This window comes from uncultured Winogradskyella sp., assembly GCF_947498345.1.
Classification (GTDB): Bacteria; Bacteroidota; Bacteroidia; order Flavobacteriales; family Flavobacteriaceae; genus Winogradskyella.
On the sequence record NZ_CANMJY010000014.1, the window covers coordinates 31,959 to 56,950 of the forward strand.

A 24,992-nucleotide genomic window follows, 5' to 3' on the forward strand; every position below is an offset into this window, starting at 1 on the left:
TTAGTTTTGGATTGCATAATTGTAGGTATTCTCGCTTAGGATATAGCCGTCTTTGTCTTTTACCAACTTCAATCGGTTAAAGTCGTCGTACTGGTAATAAACAGTCTGACCTCGAGGGTCGGTCATACTGGTGACACCTATAAGGCGGTCGTAAGTATAGGTGGTAACCATAGCCTCTGGGAAGGCGCTCCGTAGTGCTACTTGTGTTGTTCTTAAGGTATCTTCCGTTGTTGTGCCCACATCATTATTCGAAGCTGTTATTACTGCATCTATTGCAGACTGCTGGGCAGTGCTTAGTGTGGTGTAACTGGCGTTTTCTAACTTAGCTACAGGACTGGTATTCTCATAACCCCAAACATAAATAATTCGGGTACCATCGGTCTTACTGACTTCTAAAGGATGGCCTTTATCATCGTATTTATGGAACTGTATGCGTTCTTCCAGAAGGTCATCTCCTTTACCGACCAGCACCTTCTCAGGTTCGAGTACATCTCCATACCATTTGTATTTGGTCTCTGAAGTACCTGTAAGCTCGTCACTCAACAGAAGGCCGTCATTATTAAGCTCTTTATAGGTCTTGGTTTCTATGGGTACCAACCTGTTCTGTTGTGCCAATGCTAAAACTGGATCTGTACTGTAGTTATTCCCTACAGGTACTTCAGTAGGTCCATGAATATCCTGCGGATAGGTATGCACCTGTATCACTGTCTCATCTTCACTATTGATCGAACTCACCCTTGAAGCCTGGTAGTGCTCAAGGTAATTATAAGAATAGTTGGTAACATTCTCTAAGGTCTGTACACCATTGGTATACTCTATGTCCCGCTTTTGTATAAGGTGCGATGCGCCACCGGTGAGGTAATAGGTTTTATAATAATTATGCGGTGCATTCATATAGAGGTTCAGCAAAGCTGCTGCAGTACTCAAATCATTATTATGATAGGCTTCTAACAAACCATCGGGAAATGAAAATATGGCAAAAGGCGTATGATGCTGATATCGGTCATTGATAACCAACGGATCAGTCGGTTGCCCAGGATCTAATGGTGGTGACACAATAGTTAATGGTGTATCAGAATCACCACCAGAATATCTAAAATTCTCTGATCTTGTAATTTCATAAGGATCTAAAGGGTCGGATGTGGCTTTAAAATAGTTAACGGCTAATGGCCTACCTCTAAGCCATTCGTTGTCCATAGGTAAACGGTAAGGCAATTTCCAGTACTCGTTCCCATCAGGAATCATGGTAAACGTATACTCCACCTTACCGATGTTGTTGGTCTTGGTGCCTATATATTCCGTAACGTTACTGTAACCGCTATTGTTCCCTTGTATTTTGGTCAACGGACTGCCTGGTCGTGAGCCAAACATATCAGAAGCATTGGTACCACTTGGTGTGGTTATGGTAGCATAAAAGCTTGGCAGACCAAAAAGGTGACCACTGGTAACACCTTCATCGTTTAAATACTCATAGGATTTTTCACTGACTACGGTTCCATCGGCATCAGCCGTAGTTACTTTTTTGATACGTTTGCCTGCTGCATAAATGAGTTCATGCTCATCAGCAACCGCTTCTTCCCAGGTGAGATTGACTGCAAAACAATTTTGAAAGTCTAAAGGATCTTCAGCAGCTGGTGATCTCGGTATGATCTCAAGTGTATAATCTCCAGGGGCTACAAATATATTATCATGATCTCCTTTAAAGAACATATAAGAATTGTTTCCATTATACAGATGTGTTTGATATGGACACAAGGTGGTTGCCACTTGAGAATCACAATCGTCATCATTACATATTTGAACAACTGCCCTCATGCGAATGCTAGCCACTGACGAATTATTATCTCCTGTAGCAATGGTCACTGGCATTTTGTAAGTCCTTGAAACTGGATCCCACCAATTCGTTGTGGTTTCTGTCGTCCCTTTTATCATACCTGCACTAAATTGAGCCGTAGGGTTGATTGCCTTAACCAGAATCTCATCAAAAAAGTCTGGTGAGGCCACTTTATTATGTTCATACTCAAAATGTGTGGCACCACCCGTTGGATAAGTGATCTTGTTCAGTATTCCTGTACTTGCCTTAACTGTATCTACACGTCTGTTAGCATTGAAAATACCATACGAAATAAACGTTAAGCGCGAGCCGTTGGGCTTACCATTGTAATAGCCCCAAACATCCTGAGCGTTTGAAAAACGATTAGGAAAGCCTTCGTCAATATAATCAAAGACATAAGGTGGTTTTTGATTGTTTTGGTCTATCCCTTCGGTGATGGAATCTAATCTTAGACGCTTGGCGGCTTTTGGATCCCTATCCTTTATAGTTGAGAGCTGATTGTTATCTTCTATGGCCTGAAAATAGGATTGGTGCAATCTCATTTTCTTTACCAGAATGTTCTTATTGTCCCTTAATTCTATATTTCTTAAGGCGTTGCCTCCTTGCAGATCTTCCCTTTCGGTAGGGTCACCAATAAAATCAACACTACCACCATCAAAGTCGATGGCACTGAGCTGTTGTTGTCTGGATCTTACTTTTGAAAAATAGGTCTCTATCGATGTAGGCGCGTTTCCCGGATTGGTCGCTTCTCTATTGACAATATCATAGGACCTCCTATAATAATAGGTCTCCTCCATATTATAGGTAAAGTTAACACTATTGCCTTTTGGAGAAATGATCTTTGATAATCTCCAGGTGTTATTAGTTGGCGAGGAACTTCCAAGGTCGCTCAAAAGAGTTACTGTTGAGTCTTTATAGTTATTAGGTATATATTCTTCTTCTATAATATTGAATAGAAACTCAAAACCATTACTATCTATAATTTTAAACCATCCAATCTGCTGATTAGTACCTCCGGTATATACTTTTATATCCTGAAAGCTCTGTACTAACGGTTCCATAGTAGTATAATCGAATATAAACTTTCCGCTTCCTCCTGGATAACTAAAAATGAACAGATCGGGATCCATATCAACATGCCCAGATGTAGCATCAGAAAATACCTGACTCCTGGTTGAAGGATTAGAAAAGAAGTCATCGTATTTATTGCTTCTCAGGTAACCAAAACTACCATCATCTCTACGATCTCGTGTCTGGCGTGTAATGGCACCTCCTGCATTTAATGCCCAGCCCAGACCTACTCTGGAGGCAATTTCCCCTACCTGTACTCCTTTGGCGTGGTAGGATAATGATACCGGGATTTTTAATCCATCAAGATCAATAGTATAAAAGGGTACCGAAATATTGGGTACTCCCGTATAATGACTTACAGGACTTACCACAAATTTCCCCAACGAGGAAGCCTCTGGTGAAGGTGGCATAATGTTGGGCAGCTCTTGTGCAAATAGGCCCATTGAAAATGTGAGCATAAAGATGCTCATGAGGGTGTTGAAATGTGTTTTCATAGAAAAAAGGTCTTAACGATTTATGGTTTATCGACTAACTGAAAAAAATGTAGGAATTTTACATATTTATACTAACACTCTTTTTGTACCAGTTTTAAATATTTAGTTCTGTTGCATTAGATATGAGGCCATAAAATTAGATTGGTTTTTTGAGATTACACCAAGCATTTTGCTTTAAAATACTAAGCATTTTGCTTTATTTTAAGTCGTTTGTATCTCTTAAATTGAAGATTTGCAAGAGTGAAACCGTATACGATTATGCCAGATCTATTAGTTTTATGATGCTCAAAAACAAATAAATCCTAATAAAATAAAAAGGATATTAGGGCTAATAATGTAAACGAAAATGGTAATACCAGCATTAAGAACAGAAAGCTTACAATACCACTTTTTATAAAGCTTAAAAACCAATTTTGCCCATAGAATTTTATAACTCCTATATATAGGTAAAAGAAAGTAGATAGTACAATAAGCCAATCGATCCAATCGGGTATATCCCTGTATAAATTAATGGCAAAAACAATACTAAATATTATAAACAGAAAGGAGAAATAGTAAAAAGTAAATACCAGATGGTGTGAATATCGTCCTCTTTTGTAAAAGAATAGTTTTAATAATAAGGCAAAAATGGGCAGTAAAAAAAACATCGCCAACGGTATGCTATCAATAAAAGTTTGAAAGATCTGCCCTAGTCCCATAGTCTTATAAAATTTTAAAACTTGCCCATAAAACTTACGTTTAAAGTAGCCTGCATCATCTGGCATACCCATGTATTTATATAAAGCTTCATCAGAAGCACCAGAATCAATTAGCGAGTCCATCTCTTTTTCATTAAAAGAAAACGTAGGTCCTATGTGTCTTTTCGGAATTTTAATATTTGATATAGAATCTAATGCTCTTAAATCATCATCATCTAAACCAATGGTAACAGCATTATCTTTTAACGGTTTAATAAATTCAGTAGCGTCTATAGAATCCTGAAGACTACTATCTTGTTGTATCTGTTGCTTTTCTGTTCTGCTCGCCAAGACCCTTTGCATATCCTTATCTAAATCTTCTCTAACCTCTCTGGAATAAATATTAGATAGAAAGAAAAAAATCACAGTAATAAACAAGTACATATGTGCAGGATGCAAGTATAATAAACGCTTACCCTTTATAAATTCTTTGGCTATATAACCTGGTTTGAACATTAAGGGAAAAAAGCTCTTTAAAAAGCGTGCATCAAAAGAAAAGTAATTGCTAATGGTATTGTAAAAGAGTACACCAATGGTTAAATTTTCATTGGTTTTTTGTCCACAATGCGGACAAAACTGAAACCCTTTATCATAAGGTTGTTCACAATTTTGACAAGTGTTTTGGTTGGCTTTCATCTGTGATGGTTAGTCTTGGATTAAAAGTAATAAAATTATACTAATAGCTCTTACTAATTAGAAGAACGAATCCTCATATTGTTACAATTCGATATTAAAAGTTCACTTCAAAATATTGATATGTAGTGAGTTATAATTCTTGGCACGTTAATTGGTTTCTCAAAACCTATAGCGTAAACCTAAAAGTCCTAAACGGGTTAGTGACTAGGTAAATCTAAAAACCTATAAATTATGAAAAAGCAAGTACTTTTCTTGGCGATGATGTTATTAGGAATAACATCAGCCACAGCGACAACAGCAGGAGATGTTGTTTTAAATGGGGAAGATTTTAACAATGCACGCTATCGTTTTACCGAACCAATAGTGTTCATTGAGCGTGGTGTAGAATTTTTAATCTTTACGGATGGAAGTTTCGATTTTAATACCGAAATATTTTCCACCTTACCTGAAGATGACCAATATTATTACAGACGTAACAGACGTAGCACAAACCGAACTTATGGAGCTCCTGGAACAAGATACCACAATGGAGATAGAGGTGTTTTGGTAAGACACGACAGATTAGGCCGTGTAAGACGTATAGGCAATGTGTTTATCAATTACGATAGGCAAGGTCGGGTAAAACGTGTTGGTTCAGTCTATATGAGCTATAGAAGAGGACAACTGAAACAAGTTGGTGGTCTACGTATTCTATATAATAGATATGGAGACGTTATTGGAACAAGAGGTCATGTTAATTTTAATAATCAAGGTTGTGGTTTCTGTGGAACTACCACTTGTACTATTGACCATTTTAGCAGCACTTCTAATGACTGGAATGACGATTGGAATGACGATGACGATTATTACTACTATAGGAAAAATGGTAAAGTAAAAAAGCAGAAGAAACACAAATACTAACATCTCGATTTAGCCTAACTAAACATTGAGATTTTATAATCCCGAAAGCTTTCCCCAAGGCTTCGGGATTTTTAATTACACAAACCACTTAGTAATCAATTTGTTATGCTTTTTGGCACGCTGTTTGTTTAGTACATAATGAGTTTAATTTTAAAACCTTTAACTATGAAACGGATACTATATTTTTTTGCAGCCATAGTCGCTTTTAGCACTACTGCATTCGCAACCAACACAACAACATTAGAAGCTGAGGCTTCAATTACTAATTATGTGAGAGGTTATAGTAATTCTTTCATATTTAATGAAGGAGGTATCGAATTTTCGGTATATAGAGATGGACAATTTGATTTTTATATTCCAGATTACGGTCCAGATGTAAGCATAGGCATAAATTCGCCTGGGTTTTCTCTAAGCTTTAACTCTGGTTATAACTATAACCCTTATGTACAGTATGATAGTTTTGGAGCTATTATTCAAATTGAAAACACACCTATCTTCTATGATTTTTATGGTAGAGTTAATCAAATAGGTGACATTTTTATCACCTACAACGGATTTAACAGAATTAGTAGAATTGGTGGATTAAATGTGTATTACAGAAACAATGTGTTTTGGAGATATGATGGGTTTATCAATGTGTATAACAGAGCATATATTTACAGACCATGGCACAGGTTTTATATTGTACCACCTGTTAACTACTGTGTAGTTAATGTAAATCCGTACAGACAATTTTATACACCTGTAAGACATATTTATTACAGACCTTATAGAAACAATGTAAGATACGTTAATGTTAATAATACAAGACGTGGAAACACAAGGGTTACCACAAGACGAAACAGTAGTAGTAGTTATGCGCAAACCCCAAGAACTCGAAGAGAGCGTACTATACAGCGAAATGTAACACGTAGAAATACCGAGATAACGCGTACCCGAAGTACCCGTTTAGCACAAAACAGTACAACGACGCGTTCTACCAGAAGTATAAGGAATATAGAAGCTGGCACAGGGTCTACGACAAGACGTTCTGATAATGCGACAACAACACGCTCTAACACGAGAACAATAAGACCTAATGAAAGTACCAGAGCAACAAGTAAAACAACACGAACACGTTCTAACAGAAACATGTCGACGCCCTCAAAAACGACACGCTTTAGTTCAGTAAGGTCAACAAGAACCACAAATAAAAATGTGACCAGAACTAAGAGTTCAGTGTCTAATAAGGTAGAACGGACAAGAAGTACTTCGGTTAGAAAACCAAAAGCGACTAAATCTCGTACATATAATAGAACAAGTTCGCAAAGTAATAAGCAACGAAGTACAGTTCAGAATAAAAGAAAAAAATCTTCTTCTACGTCGAGCAGATCTAATACAAGTAGAAACAGCAATAAGCGTTCTACAAGATCTAATACAAGACGATCCAGAGGATAAAAATATAGAATGATTTTTTTGGTTGGTTAGTAGAAATCCCGCATGATGTATGCCTCAGAGCACCTTGCGGGATTTCTCATGTAGATTACTTTAATCGTAAATACTTTCTTATCTGATTTGAAACATCTTCCGAAACATTAAGCCTATAAATAGATGCGACATATATGACACCTATTAATAAAGATTTTAAAGCAATATTTATGACAGGATGAAATGGGAAGTCCCAAAAATACAGTAATCCCGAGAGTAATACCAAGAGCAAAACGATCTTTAAAGATGCCATAGAATACGGTAACATATCAAACTTTTGCTTCACAAAAATTACCTTTATGGTATTGTAAATTATTACAGCTAAAAATGTTGCAAAAGCTGAACCTTTTATACCATAAACAGGTATAAAAATGTAGTTAAGAACAATAGCTATAAAAGCCAATAATACACCAAAGAACAGTACCATTTTATAATAATCACTATTAAACAAAATGGCATTATTATTTCCAAGACTATTATCGTAAAGTTTAGCTAAACTTACGATAATGACCACAAAAAGGCCACCTGTAAATTCATCGGGAAGAATCTCATACAATTGATTAATGTTTAAAATAATCAGCAAAAAAATAAATCCACTTATAATCAATAAACTTATTGAACTTCGTTTGTAAAGGTTTTCTAAAGCTGTTTTGTTTTTATCATTCAAATATTTTGCAGTTAAAGGCATCATTATTTGATGCATGGCGCGTTGTGGGACTGCAATAACCGTAGCAATAAAAATTGCGACACTGTAATAGGCCACTTGCTCAATATCTTCTATCATTAAGCCAATCATAAATTTATCGATATCTAAAATTAACATAGATACAGAACCAGCAATAATCATAAGTGTAGCGTATTTTAAAATAGATGGTAGCTTATCTACCTTGTACAATCTTATCTTCGGAAACCTTACAGAAAATGCATAGAGCATCATTACAAGCATACGAAGCATATATACTGCAACCAGAGCAACTATAAACTGTTCTACAGTTAGCCAGTCTAAATACACCAAAAACAGTAATAGCATAATACTAGCGCGATGAAATATCTCTTTCATTACATTACCAAAGACCGTTTTTAATTGCACTTTAGACCAGGCAAAAAAGATTTCAAAATACGCCATAGCTATAGCTAAAACAAAGATGTGCCAAATATAGCCTCCTACTATTTCATTTTCATTTGAAAGCAAACTACCAATACCTTCATAAAAAAAATAACCTATTAAGGCAACTGGAACTATAAATGCAAAAGGCAGGAATAGCATTAAACTTAAGAAGCCATTGATACTGGTCTTAGACTTAAATGACGAATAAAATTTAATTATGGCATTATGCACACCAAAAGCCATAAAAGGCATCATAATATTGGCTGCAGATAGTAAAAACGCCACTAAACCATAGTACTGGTCTGTTAAAAAATTAGTGTAAAGAAAAAGTGTATTAATCGCACCAATACCAAAACCTAAGTAAGTACTTATGGTATTCTTAAAGGTTTGTCTTAATACAATGCTCATGGAGTTACAAGTTACAACTATAAAATATCAAAATCCTCTAAAGGTTCTCAAATCATATTTGTTAATTTCTCTGTTAATGCTTTTCTACTATATGGCTGCAAACCAATAGCATTAACCTTTAAGTTATTACTTTGATAGGCTTCAAAATATTTTAAAATCTGAGTTTTTAACTTGGAGTTCTGGTCATAATTAAAATACGTCCCAGTATTTGTTGATGTGATGATTTGCTCTACATCAGAATTCTCCGGACCAATAGCCAATATAGGAGTTTCAGAAATTAAATATTCAAATACTTTCCCTGGAATGATCGCCTTAGTATCTTCTGAATCTATCTCAATAAGTAGTAATAGTTGAGATTGTAGTTGAAATGTAATCGCCTTATTATGACTTACATATCCTACAATATTTAAATAGTCTTTTAATCCATTTTTATGAATAGATTCTATAACATCATCACTAACTACACCAACTAAATTAAGTTGAAACACTTCTGAAAATACTTCGTTTTCAGTGATCAATTCCGAAAGCACTTTCCATAATACCTTTGGGTTGCGCTCAGATAATAATGAACCTATGTGTGATAGCGTAAATTTTTTATCCTTCCCTTCTACACTAACCGTATGCGAATCATATCCATTGGTAATTACGGAAACAGGCTGCTTAGTTTTACTTAAGAATTCATTTTTAGTATGATTGCTTGTCACAATAATTCTATCTGCAGAATTTAAGACTTCTAACTCTAATGCCTTGTGTTTTTGTTGGGAAGAATGACTTAGTTTTAAATCTTTATGGTAACCAATAGTAGTCCAGGGGTCTCTAAAATCCGTTATCCAATTAAGATCTAGTTGTGCTTTTAATTGAAGTCCAATCAAATGCAAACTATGTGGCGGACCAGTAGTAATAATGGTTTCTATACTATGTTTATGAATATATTTTGAAAGGTATGCTACCGAAGGCTTTATCCAATATTTACGGGCATCTGGAATGAAAAAATTTCCACGGACGTAAAGCATTAATTTTTCTAGTAATGATTGTTTTTTAGATTTTGGTATAACTCCCGAACTTATGGTCTTTGTACTTTTCTTAGCAAATAATCGCGCTATAGTATAAGGCTCATTAATCGGTTGTTTAAGAATCGTAACATTCTTAGGAATTTCACTAACTAAACTCTCATCAATAATCGGATAATTAGGATTATCTGGGCAATACACAATGGGTTCAACACCAAACTCTGGTAAATACTTTACGAATTTTAGCCAACGTTGCACTCCTGGACCACCAGCAGGTGGCCAATAGTAACAGATTATTAAGACTTTTTTCTTGCTCATTTTTGTTATTCCTGTTTACACAGGGATGACACAATCAGTCGTTTTTTCTTTTAACCATATAGAAAATACCAAGAAATAATAAGATGCCAAACACAGCAGAACTTGCCATAGCAATTTTACTTCCAGTAGCTACAACTTTAGGTTCAAATTTAAATTCTATGGTATGATTACCCTTAGGTATTTCCATACCACGTAGTACATAGTTAACACGTTGATGAGGTACTAAATCTCCATTTAAGTAGGCATTCCAACCTTGGTTATAATAGATTTCAGAAAACACTGCAAAGCCATCATTTAAATTATTTGATTCGTACTTTAAATAGTTAGGCTTAAACTCTTTGAGTTGTATTGATGCCGTTGAGTCTACAAGGTATTTGGTAACCTCTGGTTTAGCGCTAAAATCTGATTCCGTTGTTACAGCTGTAATTTTTGTGTCTAAGCTGTCTAAGGCTTTAATTTCAGTATTTGCATCAGGTAGTTGCTTTAACTCACTAATAAACCATGCATTACCATTGGCATCAGGATTATCATAAGGAAATATTTGTCCTTGATCTTCTGCAATGATATATTTAGTATTGAGCATATTAAGAACATTCATATTGTTATTATAAATATGAAACTCCATCAGTTCGTTATAACGGCCTAGTTTTGCAGCATGATAACCAAATAACGAATTATGAAAATATGCAGCACGTCCTGGTTTTTGCTGCCCTTCGGTAGACATATCCAAGACTCTAAAATGACCTTTATCTTTTAAAATTTGCTTATCTGCAGCATTAGGCTGATAAGGCTTATCGACGCGCAATGCCGATTCGAAATTATCATTATTAACGTATTGCCTGTTAACACTTACCAAATCAAATAAAATTAATACTGCAAAAACGACAATAACTAAGTTCTCTGATAATTTCTTTTTTAAGAAAAGGTAAATGGTGCCAGCAGAAAGCAAAACTAAAATCAAAGTTCTAATAGTATCTGATGTAAATAAAGCCTTTCTGTCTTCAATAACCGCATCTATAAACGGTTGGCCATAAGCTCTGATATAATCATCGTCACGCAGACCTTCAAAATCAAATAATACAGATTTGAATAATAGGAAAACCGAAGCTAAACCTGCAGTAATAATGAGCGTATATTTTAAGGCTTTGAGCTTTTCTTCATCTTTTTGAAAATCATTAAATAAACGTACTAAGGCAAAAATCCCTAGTACTGGGATACACAGTTCTAAAATTACCTGAATTGAGGTTACAGCTCTAAACTTATTATAAAGTGGTACATAATCAATAAAGAAATTGGTTAAGAATTCTAAGTTCTTACCATATGATAATAAAAGTGCTAATATTGTACCAGTTACTAACCACCATTTTAATCTCCCTTTCACCAAAAATAAACCTAAGACAAAAAGAAATATAATTACTGCGCCCACGTAAGCAGGTGCTTCAACGATAGGTTGTTCTCCCCAATACATTGGTGCATTTTTAGAAGCCTCTAAAGCTTCAATTGGTGACGCTCCAAGGTTAATATAAGCTTTGTAAGTTTCAGAATCCTTGCCTACATCTTCGGTGTTACCACCACCCATAAACTTAGGAATATAAAGGTTAAATGTTTCTGCAAAACCATAACTGTATTGTGTAATATAATCTTTACTGAGACCGTTTGAAGCTTCTTTCGGTGACCCATCAGTATTAATCGTTAATTCACTTTTTCCACGAGTACTTTCATTAACATACTCTTGGGTGGCCATAAGATTAGTTGCATTTAGACCTATTGCTAAGATTGCAGCGAGCGATAAAAAACCTACAGACTTAAAAAAATGAGGCAACAATTTTTTTCGATAAGCATCAATGAAATATGCAAGTCCTAATACAATGATAAGGAACAGCAAGTAGTAGGTCATCTGTGGATGATTGGTAGTTATTTCTAACCCAGAAGCCACTACCGTTAGTAAAAATCCAAGAATATATTTCTTTCTAAACGTTAGGATAATACCTGCTAAAACCATAGGCATATATGCTATAGCATGTGCTTTAGCATTGTGACCTACTCCTAAAATAATTATCAAATAGGTAGAAAAGCCAAAGGTCAGTGCTCCCAATGCGGCGAGTTTAAAATCAACTTTAAGCGACAGTAATAGGATATAAAACCCTAAAAAATAAAGGAACAAATAATCTGCTGGTCTTGGTAAAAACCTAAGTGTTAAATCTAACTTCTTTATATAATTATGCGGATATTTTGCACCCAATTGATAGGTAGGCATGCCTCCAAATGCGCTATTGGTCCAATAGGTTTCTTCACCAGTTTCTTTAGCAAATTCCTTTTGTTGCTGAGCCATACCTATATAATGCATTATATCGCTCTGAAAAATCTTTTTACCTTGTAAAACCGGACTAAAATATGCTAATGAGAATACTATAAATCCAATTAAAATAAGGATGTGCGGCAATAAACGTTTGAAAGAAAAAGCCATGAAAATCTGCTAATAATTGATACTGTAAAGTAGTTATTTTTTATGATAAGATGGACATTGGTCAAAAACAATCTTAATCGAGTTCTTCGTAGTCTATATATTCTCCAACTTTTTCGTTGGATTTTGTATTTCGATTAGGCATTCTATCAATAACGGTATCCCCTTCTCGCCTTTGTTGTTCTGCACGTTGTTGTGATTGGTTTTGAAAACCTCCAAACTGTTGGCCAAATTTCTCTTCAGCCTTTTTTGCTACAAAACGTATAAGTAAAGGAGCAAAAAGTCTGGCTAAAATTTTTAATCCAAACCAAATTAACAAAATAATTAATATTGTTCTCAATAATCCCATTGCCGAAGCTTCTTGTATCATTATAAATTAAGTAATATTCAAAAATACAATTATACTTATTTATAATACGTTATTAATACTTAAAAAAAGTATAAAATATCTATATTTGAACTTAAACCAAAGATAAATGCGTATTCTCAAATCACTTTTTGTTCTATTATCAATTACAGCCTACACGTCTACTTACGCTCAATATACTGAAGTTATCAATTCTAATCGTCCAGGTGTTTCAGAAAGTGCTTTTTCTGTCGGAACCAATGTTATACAATTTGAAGCAGGAGCATTTACAGTAAAAGAAGAACATACACCATTGGATTATGAAGTTTCAGGTTTTGGTCTCGATTTTTCTATTCGCTATGGCTTGCTATTTGAGCAACTTGAGTTATCGCTAGATGGTATTTACCAAAATGATAAAGTACAAATTAATAATGCTGCAGTACCCTTTGACGATAAGCGTTCAAACTTTAGAAACTTTACGATTGGTGCAAAATATTTAGTATATGATCCTTATAAAAATGCTGAAGAAGCTAAGCCAAACTTATATAGCTATCATGCAAATAGGAAATTTCAATGGAAATCCTTAATACCAGCAGTAGCCGTTTATGCAGGTGCTAATTTCGATACCAAAAACAATCCATTAATCCCTTATAATGTTATTAGTACTTCTAATAATGATGGTGGCTTTAGTCCAAAAGTTATGGTTGCTACTCAAAATAACTTTAATGGTGGTTGGGTATTTGTTATGAATCTTATAATGGATAGAATTGGTACAGATTATTCCGAGTTTCAATATATGTTTACATTAACCCATTCCTTTACTCCACAGTGGGTCGTATTTGGCGAAGCACAAGGTATAGATGGTGATTTTTACAGCGATAATATTTTTAGATTTGGAGGTGCTTATCTATGGACAAAGGACTTTCAACTCGATGCAAATATCGCCTTTAATACTAAAGACACACCTTCGGTTTTTAATATTGCTTTTGGCGCTTCTTACCGCTTAGATTTTCATAAAGACAAGAAAATTGATAATGGTAATGGCAATGATGGAAATTTTAAAAAGAAAAGAAAAAAGAAAAAGAAGACTGATGATTTTGATTCTGATGGAATATAGACTATTGCATGATTACAATTAAAGAAGCCATATCCAAAAAAGAATTAAAAGCGTTTGTGAAGTTTCCATTTTCGCTTTATAAAGATTCAAAATATTGGGTTCCGCCAATAATTTCAGAAGAAATTAGAACTTTAGACAAAGCCGTTAACCCTGTATTCAAAGATGCTGAAGCCAGATATTTTTTAGCATATAAGGGGGATAAGATTGTTGGTCGAATTGCTGCTATTATAAACTGGTTAGAAGTCAATGGTCAGAATGAAAAGAAAATGCGCTTTGGTTGGTTTGATGTCATTGATGATATTAATGTGACCAAAGCTTTATTAGAAAAAGTCCACGACATAGGAAAAGAAAAAGGCTTAGAATATATTGAAGGTCCTGTAGGGTTTTCTAATCTGGATAAAGTTGGTGTTCTTACAGAGGGTTATAATGAAATAGGCAGTATGATTACCTGGCATAATCACCCCTATTACGCTGAGCATTTCAAAACATTAAACTATAAAGTTGGTAAAACCTATTCTGAAAACAAAATGGAGTTTAAGAATATTTTGCCTGAGTATTTTACTCGTATCCAAAGTATGGTAAAAAAACGCTACCAACTAAGAGAACTTAATTTCAATGATAATAATGAAATAATGCAGTATGCAGATGAAATGTTTGATGTTTTCTCTAAATCGCATTCAGTCTTATCATCTTTTGTTGAAATAAATCAAGAACAACGCGAATACTTTAAAAAGAAGTTTATTGGTTTTCTTAATCCAGAATATGTAAAGTTTGTGCTTGATAAAGATGATAAATTAGTTGGCTTTGGTATTGTTACACCATCTTATGCCAAAGCGTTACAAAAAATGAACGGTAGGCTTTTTCCTTTTGGATTCTTACATTTATTAAACGCAAAAAAGAAAGCAAAAACTGTTACCTTTTATCTCATTGGTGTTTTACCAGAATATCAGAATAAAGGAGTTACAGCTATAATCTTTGAAGAATTTTATAAAACCTTTAAAGAAAGAGGGATTAAACTATGTGTGAGAGGTCCAGAATTAGATGATAATATAGCCATACAACAATTATGGAAAAACTTTAAGCCGGTAACACACAAAAGGCGTTGTACGTTTAAAAAAGCTATTGCATAAAGAAAAGCCACTAAAAAGTGGCTTTTTTAATCTAATATCTTAAAATAATTAAATAGGAAATTATTCTCCCATAGCAGCAATTAAAGCTGCAGACATTCTCTTATAAGTTCCATTAACTAGACGATCTCTAATAGCATCAAAAGCATCTAAAGTTTCTTTAACATCTTCTAAAGTATGCGTCGCCGTAGGAATCATTCTTAGTAAAATTAATCCTTTAGGTATCACAGGATAAACTACTATAGAACAGAATATTCCATGATTTTCACGTAAATCTTTCACAAGAGCCATTGCCTCAGGAATACTTCCTTTTAAATAGACTGGTGTAACACAACTTTGAGTGGTTCCTATATCAAAACCACGCGCTTTTAATCCAGATTGTAATGCATCAACTATTGTCCAAAGATTCTGTTTTAGCTCTGGCATAGTACGCAACATATCCAAACGTTTAAGTGCTCCAACTACAAGTTGCATTTGCAATGATTTAGCAAACATTTGAGAACGTAAATTATACTTTAAATAGTCTATAATTTCCTTATCACCGGCTATAAATGCACCAGTACTTGCCAAAGATTTTGCAAATGTTGCAAAATAAACATCAATATCATCTTGCACACCTTGCTCTTCTCCAGCTCCAGCACCTGTAGCTCCTAATGTACCAAATCCGTGAGCATCGTCAACAAAAAGTCTAAAATTAAATTTCTTCTTAAGTGCAACAATCTCTTTTAAACGTCCTTGCTCTCCACGCATACCAAATACACCCTCGGAAATAACTAAAATCCCTCCTCCGGTTTGTTCTGCCATTTTTGTAGCACGCTCAAGATTTTTTTCCAGACTCTCTACATCGTTATGCTTATATGTAAAACGTTTACCCATATGCAAACGAACTCCGTCTATAATACAAGCGTGAGCATCTACATCGTAAACAATAATATCATCTTTACCTACTAATGCATCAACGGTAGATACCATACCTTGGTAACCAAAGTTTAGTAAATAAGCAGCTTCCTTGTTAACAAATTCTGCCAATTCATTCTGTAATTGCTCATGCAATTCAGTATGCCCAGACATCATTCTTGCTCCCATTGGATATGCAGAACCATATTGTGCGGCAGCTTCAGCATCTACTTTTCTAACTTCGGGGTGATTTGCTAATCCTAAATAATCATTAATACTCCATGTGATTACCTCTTTACCTTGAAACTTCATTCTGTTAGAAATCTCACCTTCAAGCTTTGGAAATACAAAATAGCCTTCGGCTTGTGCTGCCCATTTCCCTAACGGTCCTTTATCTCTATAAATCTTTTCAAATAAATCCTTCATAAATTGCGTTTGCCATTAATCGCTGCCATTATACCCATAAAGCATAAATTACACGTTAATCTTCGTTAATTTAGTTTTGTTAGTATCTGCAAAATTAATTAATAATATTATGACAGCATAATATTATTTAATCAACTATTCACTAAGTTTTAAACATAAAAAAACCTACCATAACAATATGGTAGGCTATTATTAGCGTGTAATTATCTTATTTTATATATTCTATTGTTGTAGAAACTTCATTTTTACTATCGAAAAAGCCTTGATCCTGCATCCATTTATCGCTATAAATTTTACTCATGTAGCGCGATCCATGATCTGGAAACACAACAACAACTTTATCACTAGGCTTAAATTCTCCTTCTGCAACTAATTGCTTTACAGCCTGCATTGCAGCACCACTTGTATAGCCTACAAAAAGACCTTCAGTATTTGAAATTTCTCTTGCGGTATGCGCACTTTCTTCGTCAGTAACCTTCACAAACTTGTCAATTAAGTCAAAGTCTGTAGCAGTTGGGATTAGATTTTTACCCAAACCTTCAATTCGGTATGGATAAATTTCTTTATCGTCAAACTCACGTGTTTCATGATATTTCTTGAGTACTGAACCATATGCATCAACACCAATAACTTTAACATTTGGATTTTGTGCTTTCAGATATTTAGAAATACCAGAAATTGTTCCTCCTGTTCCACTACAAGCTACTAAATGCGTGATTTCTCCATCTGTTTGATTCCAGATTTCAGGACCAGTAGTGTTGTAGTGTGCATCAATATTTAATTGATTAAAATATTGGTTAATATAGATAGAGCCTTTGTTTTCTTCATGCAAACGCTTAGCCACCTGATAATATGAGCGTGGATCATCTGCATTTACATGTGCAGGGCAAACATATACTTTTGCTCCCATAGATTTTAGCATATCTATCTTATCTCCTGAAGATTTTGAACTTACTGCAAGAATACACTCGTATCCTTTAATGATACTGACCATGGCAATACTAAAACCTGTATTCCCTGAAGTCGTTTCTATAATAGTATCACCAGGTGTTAAAATACCTTGACGTTCAGCTTCTTCTATAATATGCAGTGCTATTCTATCTTTTGAAGAATGACCTGGGTTGAAAGCTTCAACTTTAGCGTAAAACTCACCATCAAAGTGAGTCGTCATTCTATTTAACTTGATAAGCGGTGTACTTCCTATAAGTTGAAGTACATTATCAAATACATTTTTGCTTTGTTTCATAAATGTAATTTATCGGTCCATAGCTTGTTAAAAAGTTGGACACTAAAAACATGCAAAAGTAACATTTTTTTTTTAATCAGCTCGATATTCCTTCCAAATCAAAAAGAAAGGCAAACTCTTCTGCATTTTCTTTTAAACTTGCAAAACGACCCGAAGCACCAGCGTGGCCAGCATCCATATTAGTTTTTAAATATAATTGATTAGAATCTGTTTTCATATCCCTTAGTTTAGCTACCCATTTGGCTGGTTCCCAATATTGTACCTGAGAATCATTTAACCCTGTTGTGACCAGCATGTTAGGATAATCTTTAGCCTTAACATTATCATAGGGAGAATACGATTTCATATAATTGTAGTATAAAATTTCATTTGGGTTGCCCCATTCGTCATACTCTCCTGTTGTAAGCGGAATGGAATCGTCTAACATTGTCGTTACAACATCAACAAAAGGAACTGCAGCTATTACACCATTATACAATTCTGATGCTTGATTGATAACTGCTCCTATTAGCAATCCTCCTGCGCTTCCTCCCATAGCGTATAAATGCTTTGATGACGTATAATGCTCTTTAACTAAATGAATTGAACACGCTATAAAGTCTGTAAATGTATTTTTCTTATGAAGCAACTTTCCGTCTTCGTACCATTGTCTCCCCAAATACTCACCTCCCCTTACATGCACAATAACATAAATAAAACCTCTATCTAAAAGGCTTAAGCGTATAGTTGAAAAATACGGATCTACTGTAGCACCATAACTTCCGTAAGCATATTGTAACAATGGGTTATTACCATCTTTTTTAATCCCTTTTTTGTACACAACAGACATTGGTATTTTTACTCCATCATCTGCTGTTGCCCAAATGCGTTCTGATATATAATTCTCTTTTTTAAATTTTCCGCCTAAAACCTCTTGCTCTTTTAAAACTGTTTTGGTTTTGGTGCGCATATTAAACTCTATAACCGAAGCTGGGGTTGTTAATGCATTATAACCATACCTCAAAATTTCAGTATCGAATTCTATATTAGTGGTGGTATACGCCGTATAGGTTTCGTTATTAAATGGTAAATAATAATCTTGTGTGTTGTCCCAGCGTTTTATTCTTATTTTGTTGAGTCCATTACTTCTTTCACTCACAACAAGAAAATCTTTGAAAATATCAATATTTTCTATCAATACATCGTTTCGATGTGTTATGACATCTTGCCAATCTTTTATCGCTCTATGCTTTTCTAAGCACTTCATGAGCTTAAAATTGGTCGCCTTGTCTTTATTGGTTAATATATAGAAATGCTCGTTGTAATGAGAGATACTATACTCCAAACCTCTCACACGTGGTTGAAACACCTCAAACTTTCCATTTGGTTTATTAGCATTAAGAATATGATATTCATTGGTTAATGTACTATAACAAGCAATAATGATGTACTTTCTTGATTTTGACTTATATACTGTAACTCCAAACGTTTCATCTTCTTCTTCAAAGACTAACTTATCTTCATGCTCTCCTAACTTATGACTATAGATCTGGTAAGCTCTTAGTGTAACTTCATCTTTTTTGGTGTAAAACAAAGTCTGGTTATCATTTGCCCAACTTGAAGAACCTGTAGTATTCAAAACCCTATCTTTTTCTAATGTATCAGATGCAATATTTTTGATATGTATAGTGTAATTACGCCTTCCTGTAGTATCTATACCATATGAGACTTTTTTGTTGTCTGGACTGATACTAATACCTGCCAATTTAAAATAACTTTCCCCTTCAGCCATTTTGTTACAGTCAAATAATAGTTCTTCGGGATTATTTAGCGTGTCTTTTTTTCTGGTATATATAGGGTAATCCTTTCCCTTTTCAAATTTAGTAATATACCAATAACCATTGTATTTATAGGGCACAGAAGAATCGTCTTCTTTAATTCTGGCCTTCATTTCTTCAAACAAATCGTTTTGAAAAGCTTTAGTATGCCCCATCTTAGCATCACAATATGTATTCTCAGCATTTAGATAATCAATCACTTCTGGATGCTCTCTGTCTTTCATCCAAAAATAATTGTCAATTCTTTTATCTCCATGTTGTTCTAGTTGATGTGGAATCTTTTTAGCTACAGGTGGATTTATCATAAAGTACTTTATTATCTGTTTTATGAAAATTTTGATTAAGAAAATAGCGCAATTTAGTAATTTTGTAACGTAAAAAATTAAAAGATAAAATTATGTTTGGAGATATGATGGGAATGATGGGAAAACTCAAAGAAGCCCAAAAAAAAGTTGAAGAAACTAAAGAACGATTACATTCGGTATTGATTGACGAATCTAGTAATGATGACAAACTTAAGGTTACCATTACTGCTAATAGAACAATTAAATCTATTACAATCGATGATGCGCTATTGCAAGACAAGGAGATGTTAGAGGACTATCTTATTCTTACACTTAATAAAGCCATTAAAAAGGCAACTGATGTTAACGAAACAGAAATTGCTGCAGTAGCCAAAGAAGGCATGCCTAATATACCTGGTATGGATATGTTTAAATAAGTTTAAAAACACAAAGCCAAAGGCCACTTCTAAGTATATATTCTTAGGAGTGGCTTTCTGTTTTAATAGTTTACGTTTTTACTTTGTACAAATATGATAATCAAATATTTATAAATATCCTAGAAATGCAAAAAAACGCGATAAAATGCTACGACAATTTTTTAAAACTAAAAGTTTGGCATTTGGTCTAAAAAAAAATCCGAAAGAATTGTTAAAATATATATTTGTTTCATTATTAATGCTATTAACCTAATTTATAATTATGAAACAATTATCTAAATTGATCTTGTTGGCAGTGCTTGTCACTTTTGCTTCCTGTCAAAAAGAATCTAACGAACCACAAGAGTCTGAACGACTAGACGCTTTACGTTTTGAAAATGGCATCGTCGTATCTGACGGTGAAGAAGACAAAGAACTTATGTTTAACGCAGAAAGTGAAATCATTAAAGGCAGTAATGGCATGTTTACTATTGCCGGAATGTCAAGTTCACCTGAAGTTGAAAAAGTGTATACTGTAGTTGATGCTGATAGAGCACCAAACAGTAATGATGGCCAGCCTGTATCTAATATGTGGTGGTCAATCACTGGTACTGATTATGATAGTCCAGCATCTTATTACAGTACTGTAGGAGACGACAACTTAACCTTTACTGAATACAGTGATGGTACTGCAAACTTAGTAGGTACTACAGTTTCTGGTACTTGTTCGGTAGATCTTAATGTTTGGTTCAAAGACAAAAGAACATGGGATGAGTGGGAAGCTATTGGCGGTGGCCACAAAAAAGAAGGTACTGCTGGTGATGCTTCAAATTCTGAAGACATGAACTTCTATGTAATAGATGAGACAAGAAGTACAGTAACTGCTAGTGGTGGTGACTGTGATATGACAGGTACTTTTGGTTTAACACAAAGACCTGATCCTAATGATCCTAACACACCAAACTATGGTGTACATATTGGACCTGGTGGAGCTAATTACGATTCTAATATCGGAGCATTTGGTTTAAGTGGTTGGGGATGGTTTACAGACCTATCTACTGGTGAACTACTTTACATAATGGACTTTAACTTTAGATTAGAGCCTCAGCCAGATGAATGCGATGATTGTATTGGTAAAGTAACGAACTTAACATTAAACTGGGATTGGCACCACGATTACAGAGTAAGAGTATATCAACGTTACGAAAACACATGTTATGCTACTAAAATCTTTGACGGTGTAGTTGGTGCTAATGAGAACTTTACAATTAATGGTTCTAACGCTAATGGTACTTTTGGTAAATGGGTTTACATTTATGTAGGCAACTGCTATTACACAAAAATTAAAACAAACTGTTACTTAAACATCGGACCTGGATACAGAAGAGGTGTTGTTGAAGTTGTAAGTGGTTATAGTTCTCAAGGTGGTGAACTTTGTGAATACGAACCTCCACATCACTATTGCTGGTGGTGGTAGAAAACGATTTCTATCTAAAATATACCCTAACACTATAAAATCATATAGTTTTAATAATAGAAAAGGAGACATTTTAATGTCTCCTTTTCTATTATATAAATATCTATCTTCTTTAAAAAAATTTAATACAAATTCATAACTAAGAAATAAATCGTAAGATTGGATTAAATAATCTAAAAAGAAAGTAAAATCGTTTTTTGTTATTAAAAAGCCTGGTTAGAATAATATAGGATATCCCATTATAATCTTTGCTGATAAAATCGGTAAAAGGATAGGCACCAGTTTTAGAAAGCGCTTCTATTGCCAACTTCACTTTACCTATATCTATTGTAGACTTAAGCATCCTAACCATCATAAAAAAGACAAAAGATTGTTGCTTAGTTCGCAATCGATTGATACAATTAGGGTTAAAGTTCTTCAGAACCAAATCGTTTATCAAAGATTCATATACAACTGCTGCATTTCTATTATCATCGATAACTTTCAGATAATGTTCAGGTTCTTTACTTGTCATCGCTGAGCCTTCAACAATTAAATGCCTATGAGTATCTAAAGGTAGTTTAGCCATTTTATTTGCAGCTATGAATAACTGAGCTGTTATAATGGCATCTTCCATCCAGCGATCTTCTATAAAAGTAATTTTTGCAGTTTGAATAAAAGAACGTTTTATTAGATACCACCACACCTCATTTTGAAAAGGATAATGAGCAATATATTCTATACCACTATATACTTTAGATCGTTCCACCCCTTCAAAATCAGGGCATTCATTATACAACTTTGAATCTCTGGTTGGTTGCGATATAAATGTTAAGATATCTAACGAATTGTTTTTAGCAACATTAAGAAGCGTTTTTAATACACCAGGCGCTAAATAATCGTCTGGGTCTATAAAGTAGATATACTCTCCTTTAGACAAGGATAAACCAAAATTTCTTGCACTACCAACACCTCCATTAGCTTTGGAATGAACCGTTATGTTAGAATGTTTCTCTTCAAATGTAGTAGCAACTTCTAAACTGTTATCCGTAGATCCATCATTTATTATAAGAATTTCGTATGCTTCTCGTTGAATATCCTGGTTGAGTAGACTATCTATACATTTATGCAGAAAGTGTCCAGAATTATACAGTGGAATGATTATACTTAACCTCATAAATACTCTTAAAAATTTAATAGTCTAGTCCTATAAAGTAGCCTACAAGGAAACAATATGGTAAAAAATAAAAATTTATGGTTAAAAACATAAATTAAAGCTTTGTGTTTAAGAGAATTATAGCGCTCACCTATGAATTTCTTTATAGGATAAGCATCAATTGTTTTAAGCTTTCTAAGAATAGTATTGATTTCCTTTATAGATATTCCAGATTTTATTAATGTATAAAACATCACATAGACATTGACATCGCGCCAATGCTCCACCCTATAAATTACATCTGCTAATTTGGGATCGCTATTTTTAGCAATATCTGAGGCTAATAGATTATAGCGATCGAAAATCTCCATATAATTGTCTATCATTTTCGTAAGGTGCTTTCGTTCATTACTATTCATTATAGATGTAGGAACTATTACATAACGATGGATATCTAATGGTAAATACAGCATACGTTTAGCCATATGAAGTAGTCTCAACGTAAATGGCCCATCTCCTAATGGATTATTTTCATCAAAGCGTAATGCATGCTTATTCATAAACTCCTTTTTTACAATATACCACCATACGGTATTGACATGGTATGCATTAGTTGCCAAGAAATCATTGCCGCTTTCCACTTTTAAATCTAGCTTTTCATTAGGTTTAGTTGATGTATATATATCTAAGCTTGGAGTAGAAATATGATCAAAGCCTAAAACATCTACGTCATTTTCGATGGCTGTATTTAGTATTTTACCAAATGAATTATGAACGATATAATCATCCGAATCGAGATTATATATGTACTCACCTGTTGCTAACTCCAACAGTTTATTACGAGTAGCATATAAACCTATATTCTCATGAGAGTATAATTTTATATGACTATGCTTATCTGCGTAACGCTTAGCAATTTCATAAGAATTATCGGTAGAACCATCATTGAGTATGATGATTTCATAATCTTCTTTAGGAATATCCTGGTTAATTACACTATCTAAACAATTGCCGATGTAATCTTCGACATTATACATAGGAATTAATATGCTAAGTTTCATTATTATAAATTTAGGTGCAAGCGAAAATATACCTAATAAACTTTACAATTAAAAATACTCGTTAATATGCTAAAGATGTACTCTTAACATCAAAAAGCCTTCAATGTTTTTATAAGAGTATCGTGCATTTTATCCGTATAGTCTAAGTGGGTTACCATTCGTAGTTTATTGCTTCCCATACCAATGATACGAATATGCTTTTCATTCAATTTATTTAAAAACTCTACTTCATTAATATCATCGTTTAATTCAAAAATGATGATGTTGGTTTCAATAGGCTCAACTTTCTTTATCAATGCTAAATTTTGAAACTCTTCTCCTATAGTTTTGGCTTTTTTATGATCTTCTTGTAACCGTTCAAAATGATTGTCTAAAGCATATAAACCAGCCGCCGCCAAATAACCTACTTGCCGCATACCACCACCCAGAATTTTACGAACTCTTATTGCTCCTTTCATTATCGCTTTATTGCCAATAAGCACTGAACCTATTGGGCATCCTAAACCTTTACTCAAGCAAACTGAAATTGTATCGAATAGTTTTCCATATTGTTTAGGGTTTTCTCCTTTTGCGATTAGCGCATTCCAAAGTCGTGCTCCATCCAAATGATAGCCCAAGTTGTGACTGTCTGCAACCGTTCTAATGCGTTTCAGTTCATCAAAATCCCAACATGCTCCACCACCTTTATTGGTTGTATTCTCTATAGCAATTAGCGATGTTAATGGGCTGTGATAAAAGTCTGGCGGATTTATAGCAGCTTCGGCTTGTTGAGCGGTAAACATTCCTCGGTCCCCATCTATTAACTTACAGGAAATGCCACTGTTAAAAGATGCTCCTCCACCTTCATAATTATAAATATGTGCATACTTATCACATATCACCTGCTCACCAGGGTTGGTGTGCAATTTTAAAGCAGCCTGATTTGCCATGCTCCCCGTTGGAAAAAACAAGGCTTCATCCTTACCAAACATATTGGCCAATCGCTTTTCCAGAGTATTAACTGTTGGGTCTTCTTTATAAACATCGTCTCCAACTTCTGCAGTTAACATAACCTCCAACATACCTTTTGTTGGCTTAGTTACTGTATCACTTCTTAAATCTATAATCATACATATTTCCTGCAAAAACAGGAGTATTTTTAGTCATTAATAATTTATTTTAAAAGGCTTCTATTACACTCAATTTAATGAACGAAT

Annotated in this window: 18 protein-coding genes; 6 read left to right on the top strand and 12 right to left on the bottom strand. The window is 34.2% G+C overall.

The genetic code is table 11. The annotated features are described in order from the left end of the window. Together Q0912_RS16170 and Q0912_RS16175 are read right to left on the bottom strand one after the other, a co-directional pair. Window positions 1-3,399: an RHS repeat domain-containing protein gene (locus Q0912_RS16170; RefSeq protein WP_299117040.1), complete on the bottom strand. Its 3,399-nt coding sequence runs from the start codon at window positions 3,397-3,399 to the stop codon at window positions 1-3. Window positions 3,400-3,701: 302 nt separating this feature from the next. Beyond that, a complete protein-coding gene (locus tag Q0912_RS16175) occupies window positions 3,702-4,772 on the bottom strand; it encodes a DUF3667 domain-containing protein (protein ID WP_299117042.1) in 1,071 nt (356 codons plus the stop codon). Window positions 4,773-5,003: 231 nt separating this feature from the next. Between Q0912_RS16175 and Q0912_RS16180 the strand changes: the two genes are divergently transcribed. Then, entirely contained in the window at window positions 5,004-5,672 is a 669-nt protein-coding gene (locus Q0912_RS16180) for a hypothetical protein (RefSeq protein WP_299117043.1), read from the top strand. A gap of 165 nt (window positions 5,673-5,837) precedes the next feature. After that, on the top strand, window positions 5,838-7,109 hold the full coding sequence (locus Q0912_RS16185; protein ID WP_299117045.1) for a hypothetical protein: 1,272 nt from the start codon (window positions 5,838-5,840) through the stop codon (window positions 7,107-7,109). An 85-nt stretch (window positions 7,110-7,194) separates the two neighbouring features. Here the strand turns inward: Q0912_RS16185 and Q0912_RS16190 are convergent, their stop codons facing one another. The 4 genes from Q0912_RS16190 to Q0912_RS16205 form a co-directional block, all read right to left on the bottom strand. Next, complete coding sequence (locus Q0912_RS16190) at window positions 7,195-8,655, bottom strand: polysaccharide biosynthesis C-terminal domain-containing protein (protein WP_299117048.1); 1,461 nt, start codon at window positions 8,653-8,655, stop codon at window positions 7,195-7,197. 47 nt (window positions 8,656-8,702) lie between these two features. Beyond that, window positions 8,703-9,983, bottom strand: a complete 1,281-nt coding sequence (locus Q0912_RS16195; RefSeq protein WP_299117050.1) for a glycosyltransferase — start codon at window positions 9,981-9,983, stop codon at window positions 8,703-8,705. Window positions 9,984-10,017: 34 nt separating this feature from the next. Next, complete coding sequence (locus Q0912_RS16200; RefSeq protein ID WP_299117052.1) at window positions 10,018-12,450, bottom strand: YfhO family protein; 2,433 nt, start codon at window positions 12,448-12,450, stop codon at window positions 10,018-10,020. Window positions 12,451-12,523: 73 nt separating this feature from the next. Next, window positions 12,524-12,817 carry a DUF4834 family protein gene (locus Q0912_RS16205; RefSeq protein WP_299117054.1) on the bottom strand — a complete coding sequence of 98 codons (294 nt, stop codon included), beginning with the start codon at window positions 12,815-12,817 and terminating at the stop codon, window positions 12,524-12,526. 106 nt (window positions 12,818-12,923) lie between these two features. Here Q0912_RS16205 and Q0912_RS16210 point away from each other — a divergent pair, with 106 nt between their 5' ends. Together Q0912_RS16210 and Q0912_RS16215 are read left to right on the top strand one after the other, a co-directional pair. After that, on the top strand, window positions 12,924-13,910 hold the full coding sequence (locus Q0912_RS16210) for a transporter (protein ID WP_299117056.1): 987 nt from the start codon (window positions 12,924-12,926) through the stop codon (window positions 13,908-13,910). 8 nt (window positions 13,911-13,918) lie between these two features. Further along, on the top strand, window positions 13,919-15,040 hold the full coding sequence (locus Q0912_RS16215) for a GNAT family N-acetyltransferase (protein WP_299117058.1): 1,122 nt from the start codon (window positions 13,919-13,921) through the stop codon (window positions 15,038-15,040). Window positions 15,041-15,100: 60 nt separating this feature from the next. Here Q0912_RS16215 and Q0912_RS16220 read toward each other — a convergent pair whose 3' ends face one another. From Q0912_RS16220 to Q0912_RS16230, 3 genes are all read right to left on the bottom strand, one after another. Next, window positions 15,101-16,360 (bottom strand): aminotransferase class I/II-fold pyridoxal phosphate-dependent enzyme, encoded by a 1,260-nt coding sequence (locus tag Q0912_RS16220; protein WP_299117060.1) that lies wholly within the window; start codon window positions 16,358-16,360, stop codon window positions 15,101-15,103. Between the two features lie 208 nt (window positions 16,361-16,568). After that, a complete protein-coding gene (locus Q0912_RS16225) occupies window positions 16,569-17,606 on the bottom strand; it encodes a cysteine synthase family protein (RefSeq protein ID WP_299117062.1) in 1,038 nt (345 codons plus the stop codon). A gap of 76 nt (window positions 17,607-17,682) precedes the next feature. Continuing rightward, window positions 17,683-19,728 (bottom strand): S9 family peptidase, encoded by a 2,046-nt coding sequence (locus tag Q0912_RS16230; protein WP_299117064.1) that lies wholly within the window; start codon window positions 19,726-19,728, stop codon window positions 17,683-17,685. 92 nt (window positions 19,729-19,820) lie between these two features. Here Q0912_RS16230 and Q0912_RS16235 point away from each other — a divergent pair, with 92 nt between their 5' ends. Further along, the gene (locus Q0912_RS16235) at window positions 19,821-20,144 is read left to right on the top strand and encodes a YbaB/EbfC family nucleoid-associated protein (protein ID WP_299117066.1); all 324 of its coding nucleotides are present in this window, start codon (window positions 19,821-19,823) and stop codon (window positions 20,142-20,144) included. Window positions 20,145-20,406: 262 nt separating this feature from the next. Then, window positions 20,407-21,600 carry a hypothetical protein gene (locus tag Q0912_RS16240; protein WP_299117068.1) on the top strand — a complete coding sequence of 398 codons (1,194 nt, stop codon included), beginning with the start codon at window positions 20,407-20,409 and terminating at the stop codon, window positions 21,598-21,600. 139 nt (window positions 21,601-21,739) lie between these two features. On the opposite strand, the gene Q0912_RS16245 is transcribed toward Q0912_RS16240, so the two are convergent. From Q0912_RS16245 to Q0912_RS16255, 3 genes are all read right to left on the bottom strand, one after another. Continuing rightward, window positions 21,740-22,756, bottom strand: a complete 1,017-nt coding sequence (locus Q0912_RS16245; RefSeq protein WP_299117071.1) for a glycosyltransferase — start codon at window positions 22,754-22,756, stop codon at window positions 21,740-21,742. An 8-nt stretch (window positions 22,757-22,764) separates the two neighbouring features. Continuing rightward, complete coding sequence (locus Q0912_RS16250; RefSeq protein ID WP_299117073.1) at window positions 22,765-23,796, bottom strand: glycosyltransferase; 1,032 nt, start codon at window positions 23,794-23,796, stop codon at window positions 22,765-22,767. A gap of 89 nt (window positions 23,797-23,885) precedes the next feature. Further along, on the bottom strand, window positions 23,886-24,905 hold the full coding sequence (locus Q0912_RS16255; protein ID WP_299117075.1) for a GntG family PLP-dependent aldolase: 1,020 nt from the start codon (window positions 24,903-24,905) through the stop codon (window positions 23,886-23,888). Between the last annotated feature and the right edge of the window lie 87 nt (window positions 24,906-24,992).

Bases quoted from the DNA above. Each gene is read 5' to 3' on its own strand.
- Q0912_RS16245 (WP_299117071.1), bottom strand. From the start codon at position 22,756: ATGAGGTTAAGTATAATCATTCCACTGTATAATTCTGGACACTTTCTG.
- Q0912_RS16210 (WP_299117056.1), top strand. From the start codon at position 12,924: ATGCGTATTCTCAAATCACTTTTTGTTCTATTATCAATTACAGCCTAC.
- Q0912_RS16175 (WP_299117042.1), bottom strand. From the start codon at position 4,772: ATGAAAGCCAACCAAAACACTTGTCAAAATTGTGAACAACCTTATGAT.
- Q0912_RS16180 (WP_299117043.1), top strand. From the start codon at position 5,004: ATGAAAAAGCAAGTACTTTTCTTGGCGATGATGTTATTAGGAATAACA.
- Q0912_RS16170 (WP_299117040.1), bottom strand. From the start codon at position 3,399: ATGAAAACACATTTCAACACCCTCATGAGCATCTTTATGCTCACATTT.
- Q0912_RS16215 (WP_299117058.1), top strand. From the start codon at position 13,919: ATGATTACAATTAAAGAAGCCATATCCAAAAAAGAATTAAAAGCGTTT.
- Q0912_RS16220 (WP_299117060.1), bottom strand. From the start codon at position 16,360: ATGAAGGATTTATTTGAAAAGATTTATAGAGATAAAGGACCGTTAGGG.
- Q0912_RS16185 (WP_299117045.1), top strand. From the start codon at position 5,838: ATGAAACGGATACTATATTTTTTTGCAGCCATAGTCGCTTTTAGCACT.
- Q0912_RS16235 (WP_299117066.1), top strand. From the start codon at position 19,821: ATGTTTGGAGATATGATGGGAATGATGGGAAAACTCAAAGAAGCCCAA.
- Q0912_RS16240 (WP_299117068.1), top strand. From the start codon at position 20,407: ATGAAACAATTATCTAAATTGATCTTGTTGGCAGTGCTTGTCACTTTT.
- Q0912_RS16205 (WP_299117054.1), bottom strand. From the start codon at position 12,817: ATGATACAAGAAGCTTCGGCAATGGGATTATTGAGAACAATATTAATT.
- Q0912_RS16195 (WP_299117050.1), bottom strand. From the start codon at position 9,983: ATGAGCAAGAAAAAAGTCTTAATAATCTGTTACTATTGGCCACCTGCT.
- Q0912_RS16225 (WP_299117062.1), bottom strand. From the start codon at position 17,606: ATGAAACAAAGCAAAAATGTATTTGATAATGTACTTCAACTTATAGGA.
- Q0912_RS16230 (WP_299117064.1), bottom strand. From the start codon at position 19,728: ATGATAAATCCACCTGTAGCTAAAAAGATTCCACATCAACTAGAACAA.
- Q0912_RS16255 (WP_299117075.1), bottom strand. From the start codon at position 24,905: ATGATTATAGATTTAAGAAGTGATACAGTAACTAAGCCAACAAAAGGT.
- Q0912_RS16200 (WP_299117052.1), bottom strand. From the start codon at position 12,450: ATGGCTTTTTCTTTCAAACGTTTATTGCCGCACATCCTTATTTTAATT.
- Q0912_RS16190 (WP_299117048.1), bottom strand. From the start codon at position 8,655: ATGAGCATTGTATTAAGACAAACCTTTAAGAATACCATAAGTACTTAC.
- Q0912_RS16250 (WP_299117073.1), bottom strand. From the start codon at position 23,796: ATGAAACTTAGCATATTAATTCCTATGTATAATGTCGAAGATTACATC.